The organism is Pseudomonas umsongensis (genome assembly GCF_012647205.1).
GTDB lineage: Bacteria > Pseudomonadota > Gammaproteobacteria > Pseudomonadales > Pseudomonadaceae > Aquipseudomonas > Aquipseudomonas umsongensis.
Genome location: NZ_CP051487.1, coordinates 4,198,595 through 4,217,926, shown reverse-complemented (window position 1 = coordinate 4,217,926; position 19,332 = coordinate 4,198,595). Strand labels below are relative to the sequence as shown.

Annotated in this window: 18 protein-coding genes; 16 read left to right on the top strand and 2 right to left on the bottom strand. The window is 58.4% G+C overall.

The annotated features are described in order from the left end of the window. The first annotated feature begins 30 nt into the window (after positions 1 to 30). The 4 genes from HGP31_RS18980 to HGP31_RS18965 all read left to right on the top strand — a co-directional run bounded on the left by HGP31_RS18980 (position 31) and on the right by HGP31_RS18965 (position 3,921). Entirely contained in the window at positions 31 to 732 is a 702-nt protein-coding gene (locus HGP31_RS18980) for an SDR family NAD(P)-dependent oxidoreductase (protein ID WP_168758405.1), read from the top strand. Then, entirely contained in the window at positions 729 to 1,727 is a 999-nt protein-coding gene (locus tag HGP31_RS18975; RefSeq protein ID WP_168758404.1) for a fumarylacetoacetate hydrolase family protein, read from the top strand. The genes HGP31_RS18980 and HGP31_RS18975 overlap by 4 nt, the downstream gene beginning before the upstream one ends. A gap of 122 nt (positions 1,728 to 1,849) precedes the next feature. Next, on the top strand, positions 1,850 to 3,250 hold the full coding sequence (locus tag HGP31_RS18970) for a Rieske 2Fe-2S domain-containing protein (RefSeq protein WP_168758403.1): 1,401 nt from the start codon (positions 1,850 to 1,852) through the stop codon (positions 3,248 to 3,250). A 95-nt stretch (positions 3,251 to 3,345) separates the two neighbouring features. After that, on the top strand, positions 3,346 to 3,921 hold the full coding sequence (locus HGP31_RS18965; protein ID WP_057715090.1) for an aromatic-ring-hydroxylating dioxygenase subunit beta: 576 nt from the start codon (positions 3,346 to 3,348) through the stop codon (positions 3,919 to 3,921). 84 nt (positions 3,922 to 4,005) lie between these two features. Here the strand turns inward: HGP31_RS18965 and HGP31_RS18960 are convergent, their stop codons facing one another. Beyond that, positions 4,006 to 4,746, bottom strand: a complete 741-nt coding sequence (locus tag HGP31_RS18960) for a DUF2889 domain-containing protein (RefSeq protein ID WP_168758402.1) — start codon at positions 4,744 to 4,746, stop codon at positions 4,006 to 4,008. 101 nt (positions 4,747 to 4,847) lie between these two features. On the opposite strand from HGP31_RS18960, the gene HGP31_RS18955 reads away from it, so the two are divergent. Beyond that, positions 4,848 to 5,648, top strand: coding sequence for an SDR family NAD(P)-dependent oxidoreductase (locus tag HGP31_RS18955; RefSeq protein WP_020798206.1), 801 nt, complete (start codon positions 4,848 to 4,850; stop codon positions 5,646 to 5,648). A 202-nt stretch (positions 5,649 to 5,850) separates the two neighbouring features. Here the strand turns inward: HGP31_RS18955 and HGP31_RS18950 are convergent, their stop codons facing one another. Continuing rightward, positions 5,851 to 7,482, bottom strand: a complete 1,632-nt coding sequence (locus tag HGP31_RS18950) for an ATP-dependent acyl-CoA ligase (protein WP_020798205.1) — start codon at positions 7,480 to 7,482, stop codon at positions 5,851 to 5,853. A 183-nt stretch (positions 7,483 to 7,665) separates the two neighbouring features. On the opposite strand from HGP31_RS18950, the gene HGP31_RS18945 reads away from it, so the two are divergent. From HGP31_RS18945 to HGP31_RS18895, 11 genes are all read left to right on the top strand, one after another. After that, a complete protein-coding gene (locus HGP31_RS18945) occupies positions 7,666 to 8,397 on the top strand; it encodes a TetR/AcrR family transcriptional regulator (protein ID WP_168758401.1) in 732 nt (243 codons plus the stop codon). Positions 8,398 to 8,742: 345 nt separating this feature from the next. Then, positions 8,743 to 9,807 (top strand): amidohydrolase family protein, encoded by a 1,065-nt coding sequence (locus HGP31_RS18940; RefSeq protein WP_020798203.1) that lies wholly within the window; start codon positions 8,743 to 8,745, stop codon positions 9,805 to 9,807. Continuing rightward, complete coding sequence (locus HGP31_RS18935) at positions 9,807 to 10,658, top strand: fumarylacetoacetate hydrolase family protein (RefSeq protein ID WP_168758400.1); 852 nt, start codon at positions 9,807 to 9,809, stop codon at positions 10,656 to 10,658. Before HGP31_RS18940 ends, HGP31_RS18935 begins: the two co-directional genes overlap by 1 nt. Positions 10,659 to 10,671: 13 nt before the next feature. Further along, entirely contained in the window at positions 10,672 to 11,574 is a 903-nt protein-coding gene (locus HGP31_RS18930) for a 3-hydroxyacyl-CoA dehydrogenase (protein ID WP_168758399.1), read from the top strand. Further along, positions 11,571 to 12,746 (top strand): thiolase family protein, encoded by a 1,176-nt coding sequence (locus tag HGP31_RS18925; protein ID WP_168758398.1) that lies wholly within the window; start codon positions 11,571 to 11,573, stop codon positions 12,744 to 12,746. The genes HGP31_RS18930 and HGP31_RS18925 overlap by 4 nt, the downstream gene beginning before the upstream one ends. 1 nt (position 12,747) lies before the next feature. After that, positions 12,748 to 13,251, top strand: coding sequence for a carboxymuconolactone decarboxylase family protein (locus tag HGP31_RS18920; RefSeq protein ID WP_205896176.1), 504 nt, complete (start codon positions 12,748 to 12,750; stop codon positions 13,249 to 13,251). A 139-nt stretch (positions 13,252 to 13,390) separates the two neighbouring features. Beyond that, positions 13,391 to 14,668, top strand: a complete 1,278-nt coding sequence (locus tag HGP31_RS18915; protein WP_168758397.1) for a cytochrome P450 — start codon at positions 13,391 to 13,393, stop codon at positions 14,666 to 14,668. 201 nt (positions 14,669 to 14,869) lie between these two features. Then, positions 14,870 to 16,177 carry an amidohydrolase family protein gene (locus HGP31_RS18910; RefSeq protein WP_020798197.1) on the top strand — a complete coding sequence of 436 codons (1,308 nt, stop codon included), beginning with the start codon at positions 14,870 to 14,872 and terminating at the stop codon, positions 16,175 to 16,177. A 111-nt stretch (positions 16,178 to 16,288) separates the two neighbouring features. Continuing rightward, positions 16,289 to 17,437 (top strand): acyl-CoA dehydrogenase family protein, encoded by a 1,149-nt coding sequence (locus tag HGP31_RS18905; RefSeq protein ID WP_168758396.1) that lies wholly within the window; start codon positions 16,289 to 16,291, stop codon positions 17,435 to 17,437. Beyond that, a complete protein-coding gene (locus HGP31_RS18900) occupies positions 17,437 to 18,510 on the top strand; it encodes an acyl-CoA dehydrogenase family protein (protein ID WP_168758395.1) in 1,074 nt (357 codons plus the stop codon). Before HGP31_RS18905 ends, HGP31_RS18900 begins: the two co-directional genes overlap by 1 nt. Continuing rightward, positions 18,507 to 19,307, top strand: coding sequence for a crotonase/enoyl-CoA hydratase family protein (locus tag HGP31_RS18895; RefSeq protein ID WP_168758394.1), 801 nt, complete (start codon positions 18,507 to 18,509; stop codon positions 19,305 to 19,307). The genes HGP31_RS18900 and HGP31_RS18895 overlap by 4 nt, the downstream gene beginning before the upstream one ends. Positions 19,308 to 19,332: the final 25 nt, after the last annotated feature.

Below are 19,332 nucleotides of genomic sequence, written 5' to 3'. Positions count from 1 at the left end.
GCCGTAAAACAACAACAAGAGGATTTCGCGATGTCCCAGTCATTACTGGACAAGAGGGTAGTCATTACCGGCGGGTTTGGAGCCCTCGGCAGCGCACTTGGCAAATTCCTGCTGGCGCGTGGCGCCTGGGTTGCATTGCTGGATCGCAGCGAGGCGCCTGCCGCCTTGCTGGACACGGAAAACCTGCTGTGCCTGGGTGGTGTTGACCTGACTTCGACCGAATCGGCCAGTGCGGCGTTCGAGCAGATTGCCACGCAGTGGGGCGGCATTGATGGTTTGGTCAACGTCGCGGGCGGGTTTGCCTGGGAGACCGTCGAAGGGGGTAGCCTGCAGACTTGGGATCGCCTCTATCAGATGAATGTGCGTACCGCAGTGGTCAGTTCCCAATCGGCGCTGGCGCAGCTTCTGGCCTCCAAGGCAGGACGCATCGTCAACGTGGGAGCGCTGGCCTCGGTCAAAGCCGCAACAGGCATGGGCGCTTACGCTGCTTCCAAGGCCGGCGTCGCCCGGTTGACCGAGGCTTTGGCCGAAGAGTTGAAGGATCGTGGCGTGACGGTTAACGCCGTGCTGCCAAGCATCATCGATACTCCTGCCAACCGTGCCGACATACCTGAGGCCGACAGCAGCCGTTGGGTGACCCCGGATGCTTTGGCGGCGGTGGTTGCGTTTCTGTTGTCGGACGATGCTGCGGCAGTAACCGGTGCGCTGTTGCCAGTGAGTGGACGCGTATGAGACTGGTGACCTATACCGATGCCGAGGGCTTTGATCGAGCGGGTGCGTTGCTCAACCAGGACCAACAGGTGCTAGACCTGCAAATCGCCTACCGCTTGCTGGAAAGCCGCGAAACCCCGGCACTGAGCAGTATTCTTTCCCTGGTGGAAGCCGGTGAGCCGGCGCTGGAGTTGGCCCGCTCCCTGGTGGCCAAGGCCCCCTCGGCGGCAGTGCTGGAGCGCGCCAGTGTGAAACTTCGCGCACCGATCCAACCGCCACCGCAGATGCGCGATTGCTCCTGCTTCGAGTTGCACCTGCGCCAGAGTTTCGCGGCGGCCCGGCGCGCCCGGGCGTTGCGTACCGAAGACCCGGAAGCGACCTTGAAGGCGATGAACACTCGCGCCGACGACCGGGTGATCGAGACTTTCAACAAGCAGCCCATCTACTACAAGGGCAACCGTTTCGCGGTGATCGGCATCGATGATGAGTTCCAGTGGCCGAGCTTCAGTCGGGCAATGGATTTCGAACTGGAGTTCGGTTGCTACATCGGCAAGCGCGGCAAGGACATCAGTCGTGAAGCCGCCCGTTCGCATATCGTCGGTTACACCATCTTCAACGACATGAGCGCGCGCGACGCACAGGCCCTGGAAATGCCCGGCATGCTCGGTCCGGCCAAGAGCAAGGATTTCGACACAGCCAACATCATGGGGCCATGCCTGGTGACCGCTGATGAATTAGGTGACCCCTACGACCTGAATATGGTTGCCCGGGTCAACGGGGAGGAGTGGGGCCGCGGCAATACCCGCGACATGCGCTGGAGTTTCGAGGACGTGATCGCCCACGTGTCCCGCTCGGAAACCTTGTACCCCGGTGAGTTTCTCGGCTCCGGCACGGTCGGCAATGGCTGTGGACTGGAGCAATTGCGTTATTTGAAGCCCGGTGACGTGGTCGAGCTGGAGATCGACGGTATTGGCGTGCTGCGCACCCAGGTGGGTACGGCGCCTGGCAAGAACTGACGTTACACGAATGATTGAAGAGTTCACTTACAAGTCGCAAGTGAATTCTATGTACAAAAATAAAGAAAGTGTCTTATATTTCGTTGCGACCACTGTCGTGACGCTCTGATTAGGAGGCAATCATGCTAACAAGAACAAGCCCCGTATTGTCTGATGGAACCAAGGTCTCGGACCTGATCTATCCATCCAGCCGTGAAGTACAAATGCGCGTGTTGTCCGACCGCGAAATTTACGAGCTGGAAATGGAGAAAATCTTCGGCAAGATCTGGGTGCTCCTGGGTCATGAGTCGGAAATCCCCAATTCCGGCGACTTCATGGTCCGTGACATGGGGTCTGATTCGGTCATTGTTGCCCGTGGCAAGCAGGGCGAGGTGTTCGTGACCCTCAATGTGTGCCCGCACCGCGGGATGCGCATCAGCACTGCCGACTGCGGCAACACGCAAATTCACAAGTGTATCTATCACGGCTGGGCCTTCCGCCCCAATGGCGACTTCATCGGCTCGCCGGTCGAGCGTGAATGCATGCACGGCAAAATGCTGCCCAAGGAAGAACTGGGTCTGAAAAAAGCCCGGGTCACGCTGTATGGCGGTCTGGTATTTGCCACCTGGAACATTGAAGGACCGTCGTTTGACGAGTTCCTGGGTGATGCCAAATGGTACTACGACATGCTGTTCTGTCGTTCCGACAAGGGCATGGAAGTGCTCGGCCCACCACAGCGCTTTATCGTCAACGCCAACTGGAAAACCGCGGGTGAACAATCGGCGGCCGATGGCTTCCACACCCTGACCTTGCACCGTTGGCTGGGCGAAGTGGGCAACTATGCCAAGAAGGGCGAGGGCGAAACCGCTGACCTTAGCCCGGAAATGATCGGCGTGGAAATCAGCTCTCCCCACGGCCATGCGCTGCGCTGCATCGACCTGGCGCGCAAGATCAAGCGCCTGACCGGCCTCGACCCGGCCGAGCTGACCGTGCAGCAAAAACTTGAAGCATTGCCGCCTGCCGGCATGACCGCCGACATGGTCGAACAACTGGCACGCAATCTGACTGAAGATCAGTTGAAGGTGCTGACCAGCATGCCGCCGCAAGTCGGCGGGATGTTCCCGAACATTCTTTTCGGCTTCGTCTACATTCCGCAGCCCGATGGCAGCGTAGTCGGCTCGATGACCTTGCACGCCTACGTGCCTCGCGGGCCGGACAAGCTGGAGTTCGTCAACTGGGTGTTTGCCGAGAAAGACGCATCCCCTGAACTGCGCGACAAGATGCTCAAGCAAACCATCCAGTTGTTCGGCACCTCGGGCATGGTCGAGCAGGATGACTCCGATACCTGGCCGCACATGACCCTGGCCGCCAAAGGTGCGATGGGCCGCAAGAGCACGCTGAAATACCAGGCTTGCTTTGAAACCGGAGCACCTGAGGGCTGGCCAGGCCCCGGCATCGTCAATGAAGGGTTTACCAAGGACGATACCCAGTGGCACTGGTGGTTGTACTGGCACGAGCTGATGACTGCACCGAACGAGCAATAAGCGCCTGTTGGCCCCGGTTCGATTGCGGTCCTCGCGGGTCGCAATCGCCGGTAACGGCATTGACAAGTACAAGAATAAAAGTGAGGGAATGACTCATGGCTCAGGTTCAACAACGCGGCGTGGAGGATATCCAGCCGGGTTCCCCAGTCGGTACCAAGCGGGTGCCGGTGGGCTCGCCGATCTACAACGATGTGGTGACCTTTCTCTACGAGGAAGCCACGCTGCTCGACCAGATTCGCCTGCAAGAGTGGGCCGAACGCCTGGACACCGACCTGGTGTACACCGTACCGCTGCGCCAGACTCGCGTGGCGTCCGAGCTCAGAACCACCATCGTGCGCAGTGTTCAGCACTACCACGATGACTACCGTTCGATCATGGGCCGCATTTTGCGCCTGTCCGGTAAAAGCGCCTGGGCGGAAGATCCTCCCTCGCGTACCCGGCGTCTGGTGACCAACGTGTTTGTCGAAGAAACCGACAAGAGCGATGAGTTTGTGGTGACCAGCTACCTGCTACTGACCCGTAGCCGTTTCAACGACCACCATGTCGACATCATCAGTGGCGAGCGACGTGACGTGCTGCGTCTGCACGAGGCGGGGTTCAAGCTTTCCCGGCGTGAAGTCATCCTTGACCAGGCGGTGCTCGGAACACCCAATCTGGCCGTCTTCCTCTAAGTCGTATCGGCGGTCCGGGGCGAACCCGGATCGTCGGGCCTTGCGGGCCTTGACCGCACTGCTCTTGCACCAGGAGCGGCGTGGCTAAGGCCTTTGCCTCAGCCAATCCTGGTCCTCGGCGCACAACTTCAGTTGTTCATGGGTGAAATCCAGGGTCGATCCCTTCATTCGCAGTGCCTGCTCGGCGCGTTCGGGTTGCTGGCTGTAGCAAAGGCCAGTGTTCGCGGCGTGAATCTCCTCATCAAGGTTGAAGGCGCGCCCCATTGAGATCAGCGTGCAGCGACGAAGTAAAAGAGCCGCTTCGGCGACTTCTTCGTTGAGTGTATTGAGTGCCCAGCGAGCCATGCCTTCGCGAAGATTGATGCCGGAATAGGGCATCGGGCCTTCGATCAAGGTGCCATCGACGTCCCAGACCAGATCTTCAACGCCATCGCGTATCAAGGTAGCGCGGGTGCGATTGGCGATGCGTCGGCCGATGTTGATGTCATAACGTCGTTGGTGGGTGCCGCGTGCGGCGGCTGCAATGGCAAGACCCGCCAGGTCGAACAGGTGGGTGCATTGATGGCTGGCGTCGGCCTGCCGGGTGACTGAGTGGGCTATCCGGTCCAGTTTCATGCCTAACAACAGCTGTAATGGGCCGCAAGCCTGTGGGCACATGGAAAAGGGGTAGCGCAGCGCTTCACCGCCGATGGCAGTCACTTCGCCTTCGTGGTGGCGAACCCATACACGGAAGTGGTGAAAGTCGTCTTCCAAAGCCGCGCGGACTTCACCTGTGCCATCGACAGGGTGAGCAATGATGTCTATGCGCCGACGAAATACAGTCATCCTCAATATCCTTGTTCCAATACTGTTTAGCTTGAAGAAATACGCTATATTTAGACACTATAACCAATAATGTTCACAAAAAAACAAAAAACGGAGTGGCTATGGCACTGCTAAATGAACAGGTTGCGCTGATTACCGGTGCAGGCGGCGGAATCGGGCGCGGTATTGCGCTGAACTTTGCCAAAGAGGGTGCTGCCGTAGTGGTCGCCGAACTGGATGTCGCCAGTGGAGAGGCCGTAGTCGCCGAACTGAAAGCGTTAGGTGGCCAGGCTGTATTCATCAAGACAGACGTGTGCAGCAAAACGGATATCGAGGCCGCTGTGCAATTGGCCGTCGATCAATTCGGGGGGCTGGACATCCTTGTCAACAACGCCTTTGCGCCCACCCCCAATGTGCTCCTGGAAGAAAAAACCGATGCCATGCTGGAGCAAACCCTAGGTTCTACAGTGTGGGCTGCATGGTGGGCGATGAAAGCCGCGCTGCCTCATATGAAGGCGCGGGGCGGTGGCAAGATCATCAACTTCTACTCTATCGATATCGAAATCGGTGCCTGGTTGCATGGCGACTACAACACGGCGAAGTCGGCCATTGTCGGGCTGACCCGCAGTGCTGCATCCGAGTGGGGGCGGTTCAACATCCGCACCAACGCCATCGCTCCTACGGCAATGGGTGCCACCTTTCACAAGCTCGCCGCAGAGAACCCCGGCTTTGCCGAGATGTCTGCTTCCATGCGTCCACTGGGCCGTTGTGGCGAGCCTGAAGCCGACATTGGCCCAGTGGTGGTATTCCTTGCGTCCGAGATGTCGCGTTTCATCACGGGCGAAACCATTCACGTCGACGGAGGCCTGCATCTGCCGGGTTATAACTCCCGTCCCAAAGGCATTCCTGTGCGTGAGTATTGAATTCAACAGATCAATGTAGGAACGAGCCTGCTCGCGATGGACGTTAACGATAACGTGTACGTTCTGTAGAGCGCGTTGTCCTTAAGTTCATCGCGAGCAGGCTCACTCCTACAACGGCGACACCAGGCCCAATGGACGAGAAAGCCCGCTTCAAAGCGGGCTTTTCTATGTTAGATGGCCAACTGCAGCCAGCTAGAGACTATTATTTTTTGGAGACCACTATCGATGTGGTTTCCAAGTCCCAAGTGGTCGCGGTTTTTCCTTCATCGCGCAGCAAATATTTCAACACCCGACCCTGGGGGTTCTTCGGCAAGCTGCTGCGAAATTCGATATAGCGGGGCAGGGCATAGTAAGGCACCGATTCGGTGGCCCAATGGAACAGCTGCTCCGGATCCAGGGTCACGCCTTCATGCAGCACCGCTGTGACTTTCACATCGTCCTCGCCTTTATCCGATGGCACTGCATGTACCGCGACCTCGGCCAATGCCGGGTGAACAGCAAAGGCTGCTTCCATTTCAAAGCTGGAAATGTTTTCGCCTCGGCGGCGCAGATAATCCTTCTTGCGATCGACGAAGTAGAAAAAGCCATCGTCATCGAACTTGCCAATGTCACCAGTGTGGAACCACATGTTGCGCATCAGCTTCTGGGTGTCTTCCGGACGGCGCCAGTAGCCCTGGAACATGATGTCCGGACGCAGCGGACGGACCACAATTTCGCCGGCGCTGTTCGGCGCAACTTCCTGATCGAGGTCGTCGACGATGCGTACATCGAAATCCGCAATGCGTTTACCCGAAGAGCCCGGTGCGGCGTACTCGCCAGCAGCCAATGAGGTGATAACGCAGGCTTCGGTGAGGCCATAGCCATTGCCGCCCACCAGCTTGGTACCGAAACGCTCGCGCCAGATCTTTTTGGTTTCTTCGGTGTAAGGGTTGCCTCGAGCGGTATGGATCTGCCCGACACAACGCAGCATCGCTTCGTTATCCGGCGCCTGGGCGAGGAGACCGCCCATGCCACCCAGGATCGAGGCGATGGTAGCGCCGGAGCGTTCCACTTCCTGCCAGAAATTGGAAACGGAGAAGCGCGGGAGAATGGCGGCGCGCGCGCCCACCAGAATGCTGGCGATGATCGATACACACAGCGCATTCATATGGAACAGCGGCAATGGCGTGATGGTCACGTCATCGGCACTGGCTGGACCGGCACGCAATTGCAAGCGTGCCAGGTTGCACATGAAGTTGTAGCTGATCATGCAACCCTTGGAAGGGCCTGTGGTGCCTGAGGTGTAAATCAGGCAGGCAAGGTCTGAAGGTTGCGGTTTATTGACGAGTGGAGTGGCGTCATGGCCGCGCCATTCATCCAGTGGCGCAATGCGAATTCGGCATTCGGGGATCGCATCGACCGTGCCTCGGTGAAGGATGTGCTGGACGTCCTGCAGTTGCTCGGCGAGCGGTGTGATGCGTGGCAGGTAGGCTGCTTCGCAGATCACCACTGCAGTGCCGGTATCGGCGATCTGGTGACGCAGAAACTCGCCCTTGAGCGCGGTGTTGATCGGCACGCTCACGGCGCATAGCTTGTTGATGGCCAGCCAGGTGGTGACAGCGTCGATGTTGTTATCGAGCATGGTCAGCACGGTTTCACCGGCTTTCACGCCCAAGGTAGCGAGTGCGTTGGCCATCTTGGTCGAGAGTGAGTCAACCTGAGCATAAGTGTATAACTCGCCGCTGAAATCCAACAAAATCTTGTCTGGATGCCTTGCTACTGCACGACTTAGCGCTTCGATGACAGTGTCTCGTTCTCCCACTGCCCAGGTTTCTGGATTGCCACTGCTGCCCATGAATATTCTCCTTTTAGGCGCCTAAAGCTGCTGGTTTGCCTGATTTTATTTTGATGAGAGAATTTGATTCTAAATACAAAATATGAAAATGTCTTTAGCAATAAGTTGAACATGAAATCTTATTTATGCACAGATCCTGTGCTAGTGTTGACCTATCTTTACTCTCAATGAGCCCGTCAATCCATGCCCAAAGCCGCATCCCAGAAAGCAGAAGCGCCGACGCCGGCCTCCAAAACGAAAAAAAACTCGCTGCCTGATGCAGGAGCGGCTCCGGTAAAACCGGTGGAGCGACGTACTGCCGCCAATGGCGTGGTAGGTACCAAGGTCAAGCCGAACCGCCGTTCGGAAGAGACCATTGCCAACATTCTTAAAGCCACTGAAGAAGTGGTGCTGATGTCGGGTGCGGATCGCATTTCGATTCTGGATGTGTGCCAGGTGGCGGGTGTTTCGCGCGGTACCTTTTATCGCTATTTCGCCTCCCAGGAAGACTTGCTCGACACCTTTTCCCGGCATAAACGCGAAAGTTTCCACAGTTCGCTGTCTCAGGAGCTAGGCCATATCAGCGACCCGGAAGCACGCCTCAACGCGCTGTTTGCCTATCTCGACAACTACCTTGAGCAGAGTCGAGCACGGCGGTTGCTGGTGGTTGCACCTGACTACGCACTGGGCTTCTTTCGGCGGATTTTCCACGATTCGATCGTGCGCTTTCAGGATGGCCTGGGCATCGTGTTCGACGATTGGGATGAGCGCCTCGGGGTCCGTCTTGACCGTGAGCTGATCTGCGAAATGATCATTCGATACGTGTTGAGTGAAATCCTGGTGCCGGAAGCGGCGGGGCGACGCTTGTTCCCGGTACGGGTGAAAAAACTGCTCGGTGCCTTGATCATGGGTTCCACCTCCCGCACCCGTCGCTAACTGCCGACCCACACCCTTTCGCTATAGGCAAAGCCCCCGTATTTCGGGGGCTTTTCGTTTCCGCCTGATAATTTTCTCTCGCCCGCGTGTCGCGATTTTTCCTTTCTGTGTCCATTTTTTGACTCTGCGAAGTGTTTCTGACATCTGACGAAGGCTCTGGATCGGGCTTTTTCACGCGCCTTGAAAATAAACTGAACAGATTTTTGATTTCTGCTCAATTTAAATTTAAGCTCTGGTCTTAGCAGTGAGCCCCTGGCTCCCCCTTTCGCGGCAGTTTGATCCTGATCACGTGAAGGTACTGCGCCAATAACCAATAAAAAAGTGCCAACTTCGAGGTACCTAGACATGCTTATCGATCTACACGCCCACGCACCCCACCCTGGCTATTACAACCAGCACCCGCACTGGGGGCCGTTCTTCGAGCAACACGCCGACGGCGATATCAAGCTGCGTGTAGGTGATTGGATTCTTGGTCTCGGGTCGCCAGAGCGTAAGGCTGCCGTGCGCTCCGGTAATGGTCCCAAGCTTGAGGAGTATTTTTCACGCTGGGCTGACCCAAAAGTGCGCCTGGCCGGTATGGATGCCGCAGGGCAGAACCTGCAGGTGGTTTCCGTCCCGTCCCATTGCTACATGTATTGGACTGAAGCCGAATTCGCTGTGCCATTCGCCCGCACCGTCAACAACACGCTGGCCGAGTACTGCTCCGCAGCGCCTGATCGCCTGATGTTCTGGGCTCATGCACCGCTCAATGCACCTGAAGCGGCGGCGGCTGAAATACGTCACGCTTGCACAGAGCTGGGCGCCAAGGGCCTGGTCGCTGGCGGTGCCAACTTCGGCGGCCTGGAGTTCGATTCGCCGGAACTTGATGTGGTGTGGAAAACCCTCTGTGACCTGGATCTGCCGATTTTTGTACACGGCTATAACCAGTCCGTTACCTGGGGCAAGAACGCTAACAGCGACCGCTACGAAACCACCGCTATCGTCGGCATGCAATACGACGAAACCCGTTGTTTCTGGAACCTGATTTGCGGCGGTGTGCTGGATCGCTTCCCTGACCTCAAGGTTTACATCACCCACGGCGGCGGTTATGTCCCGTACCAACTCGGTCGCCTGGCCAAGACCAATGAAAACCTCGACGTCAAATACAACAAGAAGCCACTGCTCGAGTACATGAAAAACTTCTACTTCGACGTAGAGCTGCATGAAGTGCCGATGCGCCAGGCTCTGGTCGACATTATCGGTGCGGACCATGTGCTGTACGGCAGCAACTTCGGCGGCAGCGATGCCGTGCGCCACGATCTGACACACGGTCTGCAGTTGTCCGATGCGGACATGCGCAAGATCCGTTATGAAAACGCATGCCGCTTGCTGCATCTGGATCCTGCCAAGTTGGGCAAGGTAGGTGGCTGATGAAACTGGCGCGATGTGAGTATTTTTCTACCGGCGTTTTTTGGGCCGTGGTGGATGTCGCTCAAGATCAAGTGACACCCATTTCCGGTGATTTCAAGGATTGGGCACCGGCGGTAGCCGCCGGGCGCGGTATCAGTTCGGTGCGTTTTGCCGGGCCATCGCTGCCGTTGTCGAAGGTGCGCCTGCTGCCCCCGATTGAACCGATCAATCGGGTGGTAGTGGCGGGTGCCAATTACGCCAAGCACCTGGTGGAATTCGGATTGCAGGCGCCGGTACAGCCGGTGGCTTTTCTCAAGGCCTATGGCGCGCTGATTGGCGCCAATGACCCGATCCGTTTCCCGCCGTTGACTGAAGAGCTCGATCACGAAGTTGAACTGGTGGCCGTCATCGGCACCGAAGAAATCGACTTGGAAAACCCACTGGCTTGCGTGCTCGGCTACACCGTCGGCAATGACGTCAGCGCGCGCGACCTGCAGCGTAGTGGGCCGGCAGGTATAGGCATGGACCTTTTCGCCGCCAAAAGCCAGGACCAGACCACCGGTCTTGGGCCCTGGATCGTGACCAAGGATGAGTTTCCCGAGGGCTCGCCACGATTGCACCTGACCCTGAAAGTGAATGGTGAAGTGCGTCAGGACGGCTCTACCGGCGAAATGACCTGGGATGTTGGCCAGCTGATTCGCTTCGTGCAGCAGCGTTCGAGTTTTGCCAGTGGCGACGTGCTGTTCACTGGCTCGCCGGCGGGAGTGGGGATGGGCACCGGCCTGTTCCTTAAGGAGGGCGATGTGGTCGAAGCCAGCGTCGAAGGCATTGGCACGTTGCGCAATGTGGTCAGTAAAAAGAACCGCGCCTAATCGAGAGCCAAACATGAACGCCAATAAAGAAAAAGTAGTCGTGGTGGGTGCCGGTCTGATGGGCACCGGTATTGCACATGCGTTCGCAAGCGCAGGTTTCAATACGCTGTTGGTCGATACCAATGCCGCCTCATTGACGAACGCCCGGGCAAGCATCGAAAAGATCCTTGCCGATGGTGTGCGTCTGGGCAAGGTCAGCGAAGAACAAGCTCAGCAATCGCTGGCCAATCTGCTGACGTGTAGCGACTTGAGCGAAGCTGCGATGGGGGCCAACTGGCTGGTGGAGACAGTCTCCGAGCAGTTGGCGGTGAAGAAGGCGGTGATTGGCCAGGCGGCGCCGCTGCTGGCGGTGGATGCAATTATTGCCACCAATACGTCGGCCCTCAGCGTGACCGAGATTGCGGCGTCGGTGGATTGTGCCGATCGCGTGATCGGCATGCACTTCTTCAACCCCGTGCACAAAATGAAACTGGTGGAGCTGGTGCGTGGTTTGGCCACCAGCGATGAAGTGGTGGCGCGCACTCGCATCCTGTGCGAGCAGATCAATAAAACCTCGATCGTGGTCAATGAGTCGCCAGGACTGACCACCAGTCGCATGTCTGCGCTGCTGGGTAACGAGGCAATGTGGATGCTGCAGGAAGGCACTGCAACCGCCGAGGACATCGACACGGCGCTGCGCCTGGGCTTCAACCACCCGATGGGTCCATTGGAACTGGGAGACTTGACCGGCTGGGACACGCGGCTGTCGGTACTGCGTTATTTGCACCAGACCTTGGGCGAAAAATTTCGACCTTGCCCGCTGATCATCAAAATGGTCGCCGCCGGACGACTGGGGCGCAAGTCAGGGCACGGGGTTTACCGCTACGAAGAGGGTAAGCAAGTACCGGGCTCAGGGCTCAAGGCGAGTGCGCTATGAAAGACATCGTCATTGTTGATGCGGTACGTACGCCCATCGGCAAGTTCCGCGGCAGCCTTGCCGGCGTACGCGCCGATCACCTCGGGTCGTTGGTGCTAAACCGTTTGCTTGAGCGGGTCGATGTGTCGCCGACGCTGGTCGATGACGTGATCTTCGGCAATGTCACGCAAATTGGCGAACAATCCGCCAATATTGCCCGCACGGCGTTACTCGGCGCTGGCTGGCCGGTCACCGTCGCGGGGCTGACGATCGACCGTAAATGCGGTTCGGGTGAAGTGGCTGTGCATATGGCCGTTGGCGCCATCGCGGCGGGTGCCGCCGATATTGTGGTGGCCGGTGGCGCGGAAAACATGAGTCGCGTGCCCATGGGCAGTAACCGTGAGATCCACGGCGCGGCGTTTGGCTGGATGGCGGCGCAACGTTATGAGCTGACCAGTCAGGGGGAGGCGGCCGAGCGTATGGCTGACAAGTGGGCGCTCAGCCGCGATGCGCTGGACGATTTCGCTTTCGCCAGTCACCAGCGTGCAGCGGCTGCCTGCGATGCCGGTTATTTCGATAATGAAACCATAGCGGTGGTGGTTGAAGAACTCCGCGAAAAAGAGCTGTCGGAACCCGCTGGTGTGTTGCGTCAAGATGAAACCATTCGTCGTGATACGTCGCGGGAAAAACTGTCGACACTTAAAACCAGTTTTCGTCCGGACACCGGGCGCATCACCGCTGGTAACTCGTCGCAGATCTCCGACGGTGCGGCAGCGTTGCTGCTGATGAGTGCCGACACCGCGAAAAAGCTCGGCCTCAAAGCACGAGCGCGTGTTGTGGCCTTCACCACAGTCGGCTCTAACCCGACATTGATGCTCACCGGCCCGATTGCCGCTACTCAAAAGGTACTTGCCAAGGCAGGACTGAGTATCAATGACATTGATCTGTTTGAGGTCAACGAAGCTTTTGCCTCCGTGCCGCTGGCCTGGATGCAGGAGACCGGTGTGCCGCACAGTAAGTTGAACGTCAATGGTGGCGCCATTGCCCTCGGGCACCCATTGGGGGCCAGCGGCGCTCGCTTGATGACCACGATGCTGAATGAGCTCGAGCGCCGTGGCGGGCGTTATGGGTTGCAAGCCATTTGCTGCGCCGGTGGCATGGGCACGGCGACCATCATCGAACGGCTCGATTGAGATGGCTCGCTTGCCGTTGATTCCCCTGAATGCCATGCCGGCCGCGTTGCAAGACGCGGTCGAGCGTGGTCAGACCAGCCGCATGCTCAGCTCTATGACGCCGGTGCAGGTCTGGGCACATCGACCAAAAGTGGCGTTGGCCTGGCTGGGCTTGATGGAGAGCCTGCACAGCGACAGTTTGCTGGATGAGCGCTTGCGCGAACTGGTGCGGCTGAAAATTGCCAGCATCACCACCTGCAAGGCCTGCCAGCTGGCGCGCAAATCCGACCGTGTGACGGATGAGGATATTGCGTGCATGGCGACGGACAGCGAGTACTTCACGCCAGCCGAGCGTGCAGCGCTGCGCTACGCCGAGTTGTTTGCCAGCGATTACCTGAGCATCGATGACGAGCAATTTACTCAACTGGGCGCGTTTTTCTCCACCGCCCAAGTGGTAGAGCTTGGAATGTACTGCGCGCTGATGTTGGCGGGTGGCCGCATGACATTGGTGCAGCAGGCCTACTGAGCAGGTCGCTCATCTAAAATAGTTGATCGAATTATTGAGAAGTGTCTAATACTGTCCTGATCAGGCCTATTATTAGCCGAAAGGTATAGCCTTCTGCAGGCTGACTCAAAAAATAATGACAATAACAACGGAGACGATCATGTCCACACCGGTACAGAGCGACCTGACCAAGGTATTTACCGACGTCGCCAGCAATTATCGCGGCACCAGTGATATCGATCTTCACGCGATCTACAGCGAGATGCGCGCCAATTCGCCTGTGCTCCAGGACAACTTCATGGCCCGTCTGGGCGTGCCATCGATTGCCGGCCTGGATGCCAATCGACCAACCTTTACCCTGTTCAAATACGACGATGTCATGGCCGTCATGCGTGACGCCGGTACTTTTACCAGTGGTTTTATCGCCGAAGGGCTGGGGGCGTTTTTCGATGGCCTGATCCTCACGGCAATGGATGGTGATGCTCACAAGAGCATGCGTAATCTGCTGCAACCGGTATTCATGCCGGAGACGGTCAATCGCTGGAAAGAAACCAGGATCGACCGCGTGATTCGCGAGGAATACATCAAGCCGATGGTGGCGAACAAGGGCGCCGACCTGATGGACTTCGCCCTGTATTTCCCGATCCGGGTGATTTACTCCTTGATCGGCTTTCCTGAGGATCGCCCTGAGCAAATCGAGCAATACGCCGCCTGGGCATTGGCAATCCTGGCCGGTCCGCAAGTCGATCCGGAAAAGGCCGCCGCCGCCCGTGGCGCTGCCATGGACGCCGCACAAGCGCTGTATGACGTAGTGAAAGTGGTGGTGGCGGAGCGTCGGGCTGCGGGCGCATCGGGGGATGACCTGATCAGCCGGCTGATTGGCGTCGAGTACCAAGGCCGTTCCCTGGACGATCATGAGATCACCACCTTCGTGCGCTCACTGCTCCCGGCTGCCAGCGAAACCACGACCCGCACCTTCGGCACCTTGATGGCATTGCTTCTGAAAAATCCGGATGTGCTGGAGCGGGTACGCAATGATCGTAGCCTGGTAAACAAGGCCATCGATGAAGCGGTGCGTTTTGAGCCTGTGGCCACCTTCAAGGTGCGCCAGGCCGCCAAGGATCTGGAGATTCGCGGTGTGCCCATCCCCAAAGGTGCAATGGTGCAATGTATCGTTACCTCCGCCAACCGCGATGAGGACGCGTTCGAAAACGCCGATAAATTTGACATCGATCGCAAACCAAAACCTTCGTTTGGCTTCGGCTTTGGCCCACACATGTGTATCGGTCAATTCGTTGCCAAGACCGAGATCAATTGCGCACTGAATGCGATCCTCGACTTGATGCCCAATATCCGCCTCGACCCAGACAAGCCGGGGCCCCAGATCGTCGGTGCACAGCTGCGCGGTCCGCATTACCTGCATGTGTTGTGGGACTGAACGACGTCCGTACCCCTCTTGTAAATCCTCTGGTTGAACCGCGACAGGTCTTGCGCCTGCCGCGGTTCAACGCATTCTGCCTCAAGGGTTTTCCCGCGTCTCGGAATTAATATGAACACATTCAAAAAATGTGTTTAATTAGTTCGCGATGTGCACTATGATTCAGGCACAACAACAAGCCCGAATGCGAAGGGGAAAACAATGAAAGTTGAAGATCTGATTCTCGTCAGTGTCGATGACCACGCGATCGAGCCGCCGAATGCTTTTGCTCGCCACATGCCTGCGCGCTTCAAGGGGCGTGAACCTCATGTGGTCAAGAAAGGCGATCGTGACGTGTGGGTCTTCGAGGAGCAGGCCACTGGCTACATGGGCCTCAACTCCGTGGTCGGTCGACCTAAAGAGGAATACGGCATGGAGCCGTTGGGCTACGACCAAATGCGCCGTGGTACCTGGAACATCAAGGACCGTGTCGACGACATGAACGCCAACGGTGTGCTCGGTTCATTGTGCTTTCCAACTTTCCCGGGCTTTGCCGGGCAACGCTTCCAGGTCCACGCTGACCGCGATGTGTCGATGGCCGCTATCCAGGCCTACAACGACTGGCATTTGCACGACTGGTGCAACGCAGCGCCTGGCCGCTTCATTCCGCTGATGATCGTGCCGTGGTGGGACATGAAAGCCGCCGCTGCCGAAGTGGCGCGTCTGGCGAAACAGGGCGTGCACGCGCTGTCGCTGTCGGATAACCCGGCGATTCACGGTTACCCGTCGATCCATAGCGATTACTGGGATCCACTGTGGAAGGCCTGCAGCGACAATAAAGTGGTGATCTGCTGTCATATCGGTACCGGTGTGAAAGCCCAACACGCATCGGATATGTCGCCAATCGACGCCTGGATTACCTCCATGCCGATTTCCATCGCCAACTCCGCGGCGGACTGGATCTGGGCACCGATGTGGAAGAAGTTCCCGGACCTGCGCATGGCGCTTTCCGAAGGCGGTATCGGCTGGATTCCTTACCTGCTGGAACGCGCGGACTTCACGCACCGTCATCACAACGCGTGGACCAACTCCAACTTCGGCGGGAAGATGCCGAGCGACATCTTCAACAAGCACTTCATCACCTGCTTTATCGAAGACAACTTCGGCCTGAAGAACCTCGACTACTTGAACGCCGATATGGTCACCTGGGAAAGCGACTACCCGCATTCCGACTGCACCTGGCCAAACTCGCCGGAAACAGCGTGGGAAGGGTTGCAGCACCTGCCAAAAGAGATGATCGACAAGGTCACTCACTTGAACGCGATGCGTGAATTCTCCTTCGATCCGTTCTCCATTCACGGTCGGGAAAACTGCACAGTCGGCGCGCTGCGGGCCCAGGCTACCCACGTCAGCATCGAGCCTGCCTTGGGCCTGGGTGGTGCCGATCATGGTCGCCACGACAACAAGCCGGTTACCTCCGGCGACATCAATGCGATGTTCGCCCAGGCTGACGCGCAAACCGCGTTGTAAGTTGCCGCTGTTCCTGTAGTCGCCGGCCATCGGCGACTGCAGGAGCGGTTGCCGTTCTGTGGTCGCTTCGTTCGAGGCGATTGCGCCTGTGTTCAGCGTTAGAGAGCGCATATGGCCATCAGTCAATTTACCTACAGCAACATTCCCCCCGAGGCTGAAGCGCTTCGTGCACAAGTGCGGGCGTTCATCCACGACACGCTGGCCGATTACCCGCCGACCTTGAGTGCCCAATCCTGGATGGGCTTCAACGCCGAGTTCAGCAAGAAGCTTGGGGCCCGGGGCTGGGTCGGCATGGCCTTGCCCAAGGCTTATGGTGGTGCCGAGGCGGGGCCCTTTGCCCGATATGTGATTATCGAAGAGTTGCTGGCTGCCGGTGCACCGGTATCGGCCCACTGGATCGCCGACCGCCAAAGCGGTCCGCTGATCAATCGCTTCGGTACCGAGCAACAAAAGCAGCATTACCTGCCGGCCATTTGCCGGGGTGAAAGCTACTTCTGCATCGGCATGAGCGAGCCCAACTCCGGCTCGGACCTGGCTTCGATCAAGAGCACTGCTGTCCGTGACAGCGATAGCTGGCTGCTCAATGGCCAGAAGGTCTGGACCACCAACGCCCACCATTCGCAGTACATGATTGCCCTGGTGCGTACTGGTGAAAAACAGGCGGCCCGTCACGAGGGCATGTCGCAATTCATTGTTGACCTGAGCCTGCCCGGCATCACTATCCGGCCTATTCGAGACCTGGCCGGTGGCGAGCATTTCAACGAAGTGTTTTTCGACAATGTGCGGTTGCCGGCTGATGCCTTGATCGGCACTGAAGGCAAAGGCTGGGATCAAGTGACCGCCGAACTGGCCTTCGAGCGTAGCGGTCCAGAACGGTTCCTCAGCTGCATGGCGCTGCTGAAAACCCTGATCGATGCGCTGGGCAAGACCCCCAACGCTTTACAGGCACGAGAAATCGGGCGTCTTTCGGCCAAGCTGCTGACCCTGCGCAACATGTCATTGTCGGTCACGGCACAGCTGGCAGCGGGTGAGCACCCAGCCTGGGCGGCTTCCTGCGTGAAAGACCTCGGCAATGCCTTTGAACAGGAAATCCCCGAGGTTGCCCAGCTGCTGCTGGAAACCGAGCCACGGCAAGACGGCGGCAGCGAACATGCCCGCGTACTCGCCTACCTGACTCAGATGGCGCCCTCGTTCTCACTGCGCGGGGGCACTCGTGAAATTCTGCGCGGCATCATTGCCCGCGGCCTGGGGTTGCGATAATGCGCGAGATATTTGAAACGACGATTGAACGCCTGTTCGCCGATTTGGCGACGCCCGCTTATGTGATGGGGTGTGAAGGCGGGGAATGGCCGGCGGATTTATGGGCCGTGCTGGAGGAATCGGGCTTCACTTTGGCGGGTGTCAGCGAAGCACTGGGCGGAGCCGAAGCCAGTTGGGCTGATATGTATGTGCTGGTGCGTGCCGCCGGACGCTTTTGCGTCCCAGCACCTTTGGGTGAGGCATTGCTGGCCAACTGGCTGCTGAGCAAGTCCGGTCTGGAGGGGCGGGCTGGCGCGCTGAGCATGGCTGCCAATGCCAGTCTGGTGCTCGATGGCGAGCGCGTTAATGGCACCGCCTATTCGGTACCTTGGGGGCGCAATGTCGAAGAGGTCGTCGCGATTGCCAACAGCTCAACGGGTGTTCCGCATGTGGTGTTGCTATCGCGTAGCGCTGCCAGCGAACTCACGCTCAGTCTGAATGTGGCTGGCGAACCGCGTGATGACCTGGGTTTCAGCAGCGCCCAGGTACTGGCGCAAGCGCCGCTGCCCGACGGGTTCGACGCCAATGCCCTGGAGCTCGGCGGCGCGATGCTGCGCGCGGCGCAGACCGCCGGGGCATTGCATGCGCTATTGGACATGACTGCCAACTATGCCGGGGAACGCAAACAATTCGGCAAGACCATCGGCTCGTTCCAGGCCATTCAACAGCAACTGGCGGTATTCGCGGAACAAGCCGCCGCCGCCGGGATCGCCGCCGAGGCGGCCTTCGTGGAATCCCGTTGTGGACTCGCCGCGTTGACCATTGCTGCAGCAAAAATCAGCACAGCAGAAGCGGCCAGTGTTGGCGCCGGCTTTGCCCATTCGGTGCACGGTGCCATTGGCTTTACCGAGGAATATCCCCTGCATTTGCTCACCCGGCGGTTGTGGGCGTGGCGCAGCGAATTCGGTTCGGCCAGCCTTTGGAGCCAACGCCTGGGCGTCCGGGTTTGCCAGGGTGGAAGCGAGGGGTACTGGCCGTTACTGACAGGTCATGGCCAACAATCATTAACCAGACTTGTGAGTGATCCGGTATGAGCCCGTTCCTTCAGATAGAGCGCGATGGCGGTGTCGTCACTGTGCGCATGAACCATCCCGAAACCCGCAACGCCCTGACGACGCCCGAGCAGATTCAGGAGTTTGTCGACCTCTGCGCCCAGCTACGTCGCGACCCGACGGTGCGGGTCATGGTGCTCACCGGTAATGGCAGCGCCTTTTGTGCCGGTGGCAACGTCAAGGACATGCATGAGCGTGGCGGCATCTTCGCTGGCTCGCCTTATGAGCTGCGCAACATCTACCGTGATGGCATTCAACGTATTCCCCTGGCGATCTACGAGTTGGATATCCCGGTGATCGCCGCCGTCAACGGCCCGGCGATTGGTGCGGGCCTGGACTTGGCGTGCATGTGCGACATCCGGCTGGCGGCGCCCAAGGCGATCTTCGCCGAGAGTTTTGTGCGCCTGGGCATTGTTCCAGGTGACGGCGGCGCCTGGCTGTTGCCGCGCATCATCGGCATCCCGAAAGCCAGCCTGATGGCGTTTACCGGTGACGCTATCGATGCCGCAAAAGCGCTGGAATGGGGTCTGGTAGAGCAGGTCTGCACCCATGAAACCCTGCAGTCGGAAGCGCAAGCATTGGCGCGGCGGATCGCCAGCAACCCGGGCCATGCGTTGCGGCTGTGCAAGCGCCTGCTGCGCGAAGGCCAACATATGCGTCTCGACTCGCTACTGGAATTGTCTGCTGCGTATCAGGCGCTCGCCCATCACACCGAAGACCATCAGGAAGCGGTGGCCGCCTTTGTCGACAAACGCGAGCCGCAATACCGGGACCGCTGATTACTCAGCGCCAACAACAAGAATC

Excerpts from the sequence above, each read along its gene's own strand:
- HGP31_RS18980 (WP_168758405.1), top strand. The coding sequence starts at position 31 with ATGTCCCAGTCATTACTGGACAAGAGGGTAGTCATTACCGGCGGGTTT.
- HGP31_RS18975 (WP_168758404.1), top strand. The coding sequence starts at position 729 with ATGAGACTGGTGACCTATACCGATGCCGAGGGCTTTGATCGAGCGGGT.
- HGP31_RS18970 (WP_168758403.1), top strand. The coding sequence starts at position 1,850 with ATGCTAACAAGAACAAGCCCCGTATTGTCTGATGGAACCAAGGTCTCG.
- HGP31_RS18965 (WP_057715090.1), top strand. The coding sequence starts at position 3,346 with ATGGCTCAGGTTCAACAACGCGGCGTGGAGGATATCCAGCCGGGTTCC.
- HGP31_RS18960 (WP_168758402.1), bottom strand. The coding sequence starts at position 4,746 with ATGACTGTATTTCGTCGGCGCATAGACATCATTGCTCACCCTGTCGAT.
- HGP31_RS18955 (WP_020798206.1), top strand. The coding sequence starts at position 4,848 with ATGGCACTGCTAAATGAACAGGTTGCGCTGATTACCGGTGCAGGCGGC.
- HGP31_RS18950 (WP_020798205.1), bottom strand. The coding sequence starts at position 7,482 with ATGGGCAGCAGTGGCAATCCAGAAACCTGGGCAGTGGGAGAACGAGAC.
- HGP31_RS18945 (WP_168758401.1), top strand. The coding sequence starts at position 7,666 with ATGCCCAAAGCCGCATCCCAGAAAGCAGAAGCGCCGACGCCGGCCTCC.
- HGP31_RS18940 (WP_020798203.1), top strand. The coding sequence starts at position 8,743 with ATGCTTATCGATCTACACGCCCACGCACCCCACCCTGGCTATTACAAC.
- HGP31_RS18935 (WP_168758400.1), top strand. The coding sequence starts at position 9,807 with ATGAAACTGGCGCGATGTGAGTATTTTTCTACCGGCGTTTTTTGGGCC.
- HGP31_RS18930 (WP_168758399.1), top strand. The coding sequence starts at position 10,672 with ATGAACGCCAATAAAGAAAAAGTAGTCGTGGTGGGTGCCGGTCTGATG.
- HGP31_RS18925 (WP_168758398.1), top strand. The coding sequence starts at position 11,571 with ATGAAAGACATCGTCATTGTTGATGCGGTACGTACGCCCATCGGCAAG.
- HGP31_RS18920 (WP_205896176.1), top strand. The coding sequence starts at position 12,748 with ATGGCTCGCTTGCCGTTGATTCCCCTGAATGCCATGCCGGCCGCGTTG.
- HGP31_RS18915 (WP_168758397.1), top strand. The coding sequence starts at position 13,391 with ATGTCCACACCGGTACAGAGCGACCTGACCAAGGTATTTACCGACGTC.
- HGP31_RS18910 (WP_020798197.1), top strand. The coding sequence starts at position 14,870 with ATGAAAGTTGAAGATCTGATTCTCGTCAGTGTCGATGACCACGCGATC.
- HGP31_RS18905 (WP_168758396.1), top strand. The coding sequence starts at position 16,289 with ATGGCCATCAGTCAATTTACCTACAGCAACATTCCCCCCGAGGCTGAA.
- HGP31_RS18900 (WP_168758395.1), top strand. The coding sequence starts at position 17,437 with ATGCGCGAGATATTTGAAACGACGATTGAACGCCTGTTCGCCGATTTG.
- HGP31_RS18895 (WP_168758394.1), top strand. The coding sequence starts at position 18,507 with ATGAGCCCGTTCCTTCAGATAGAGCGCGATGGCGGTGTCGTCACTGTG.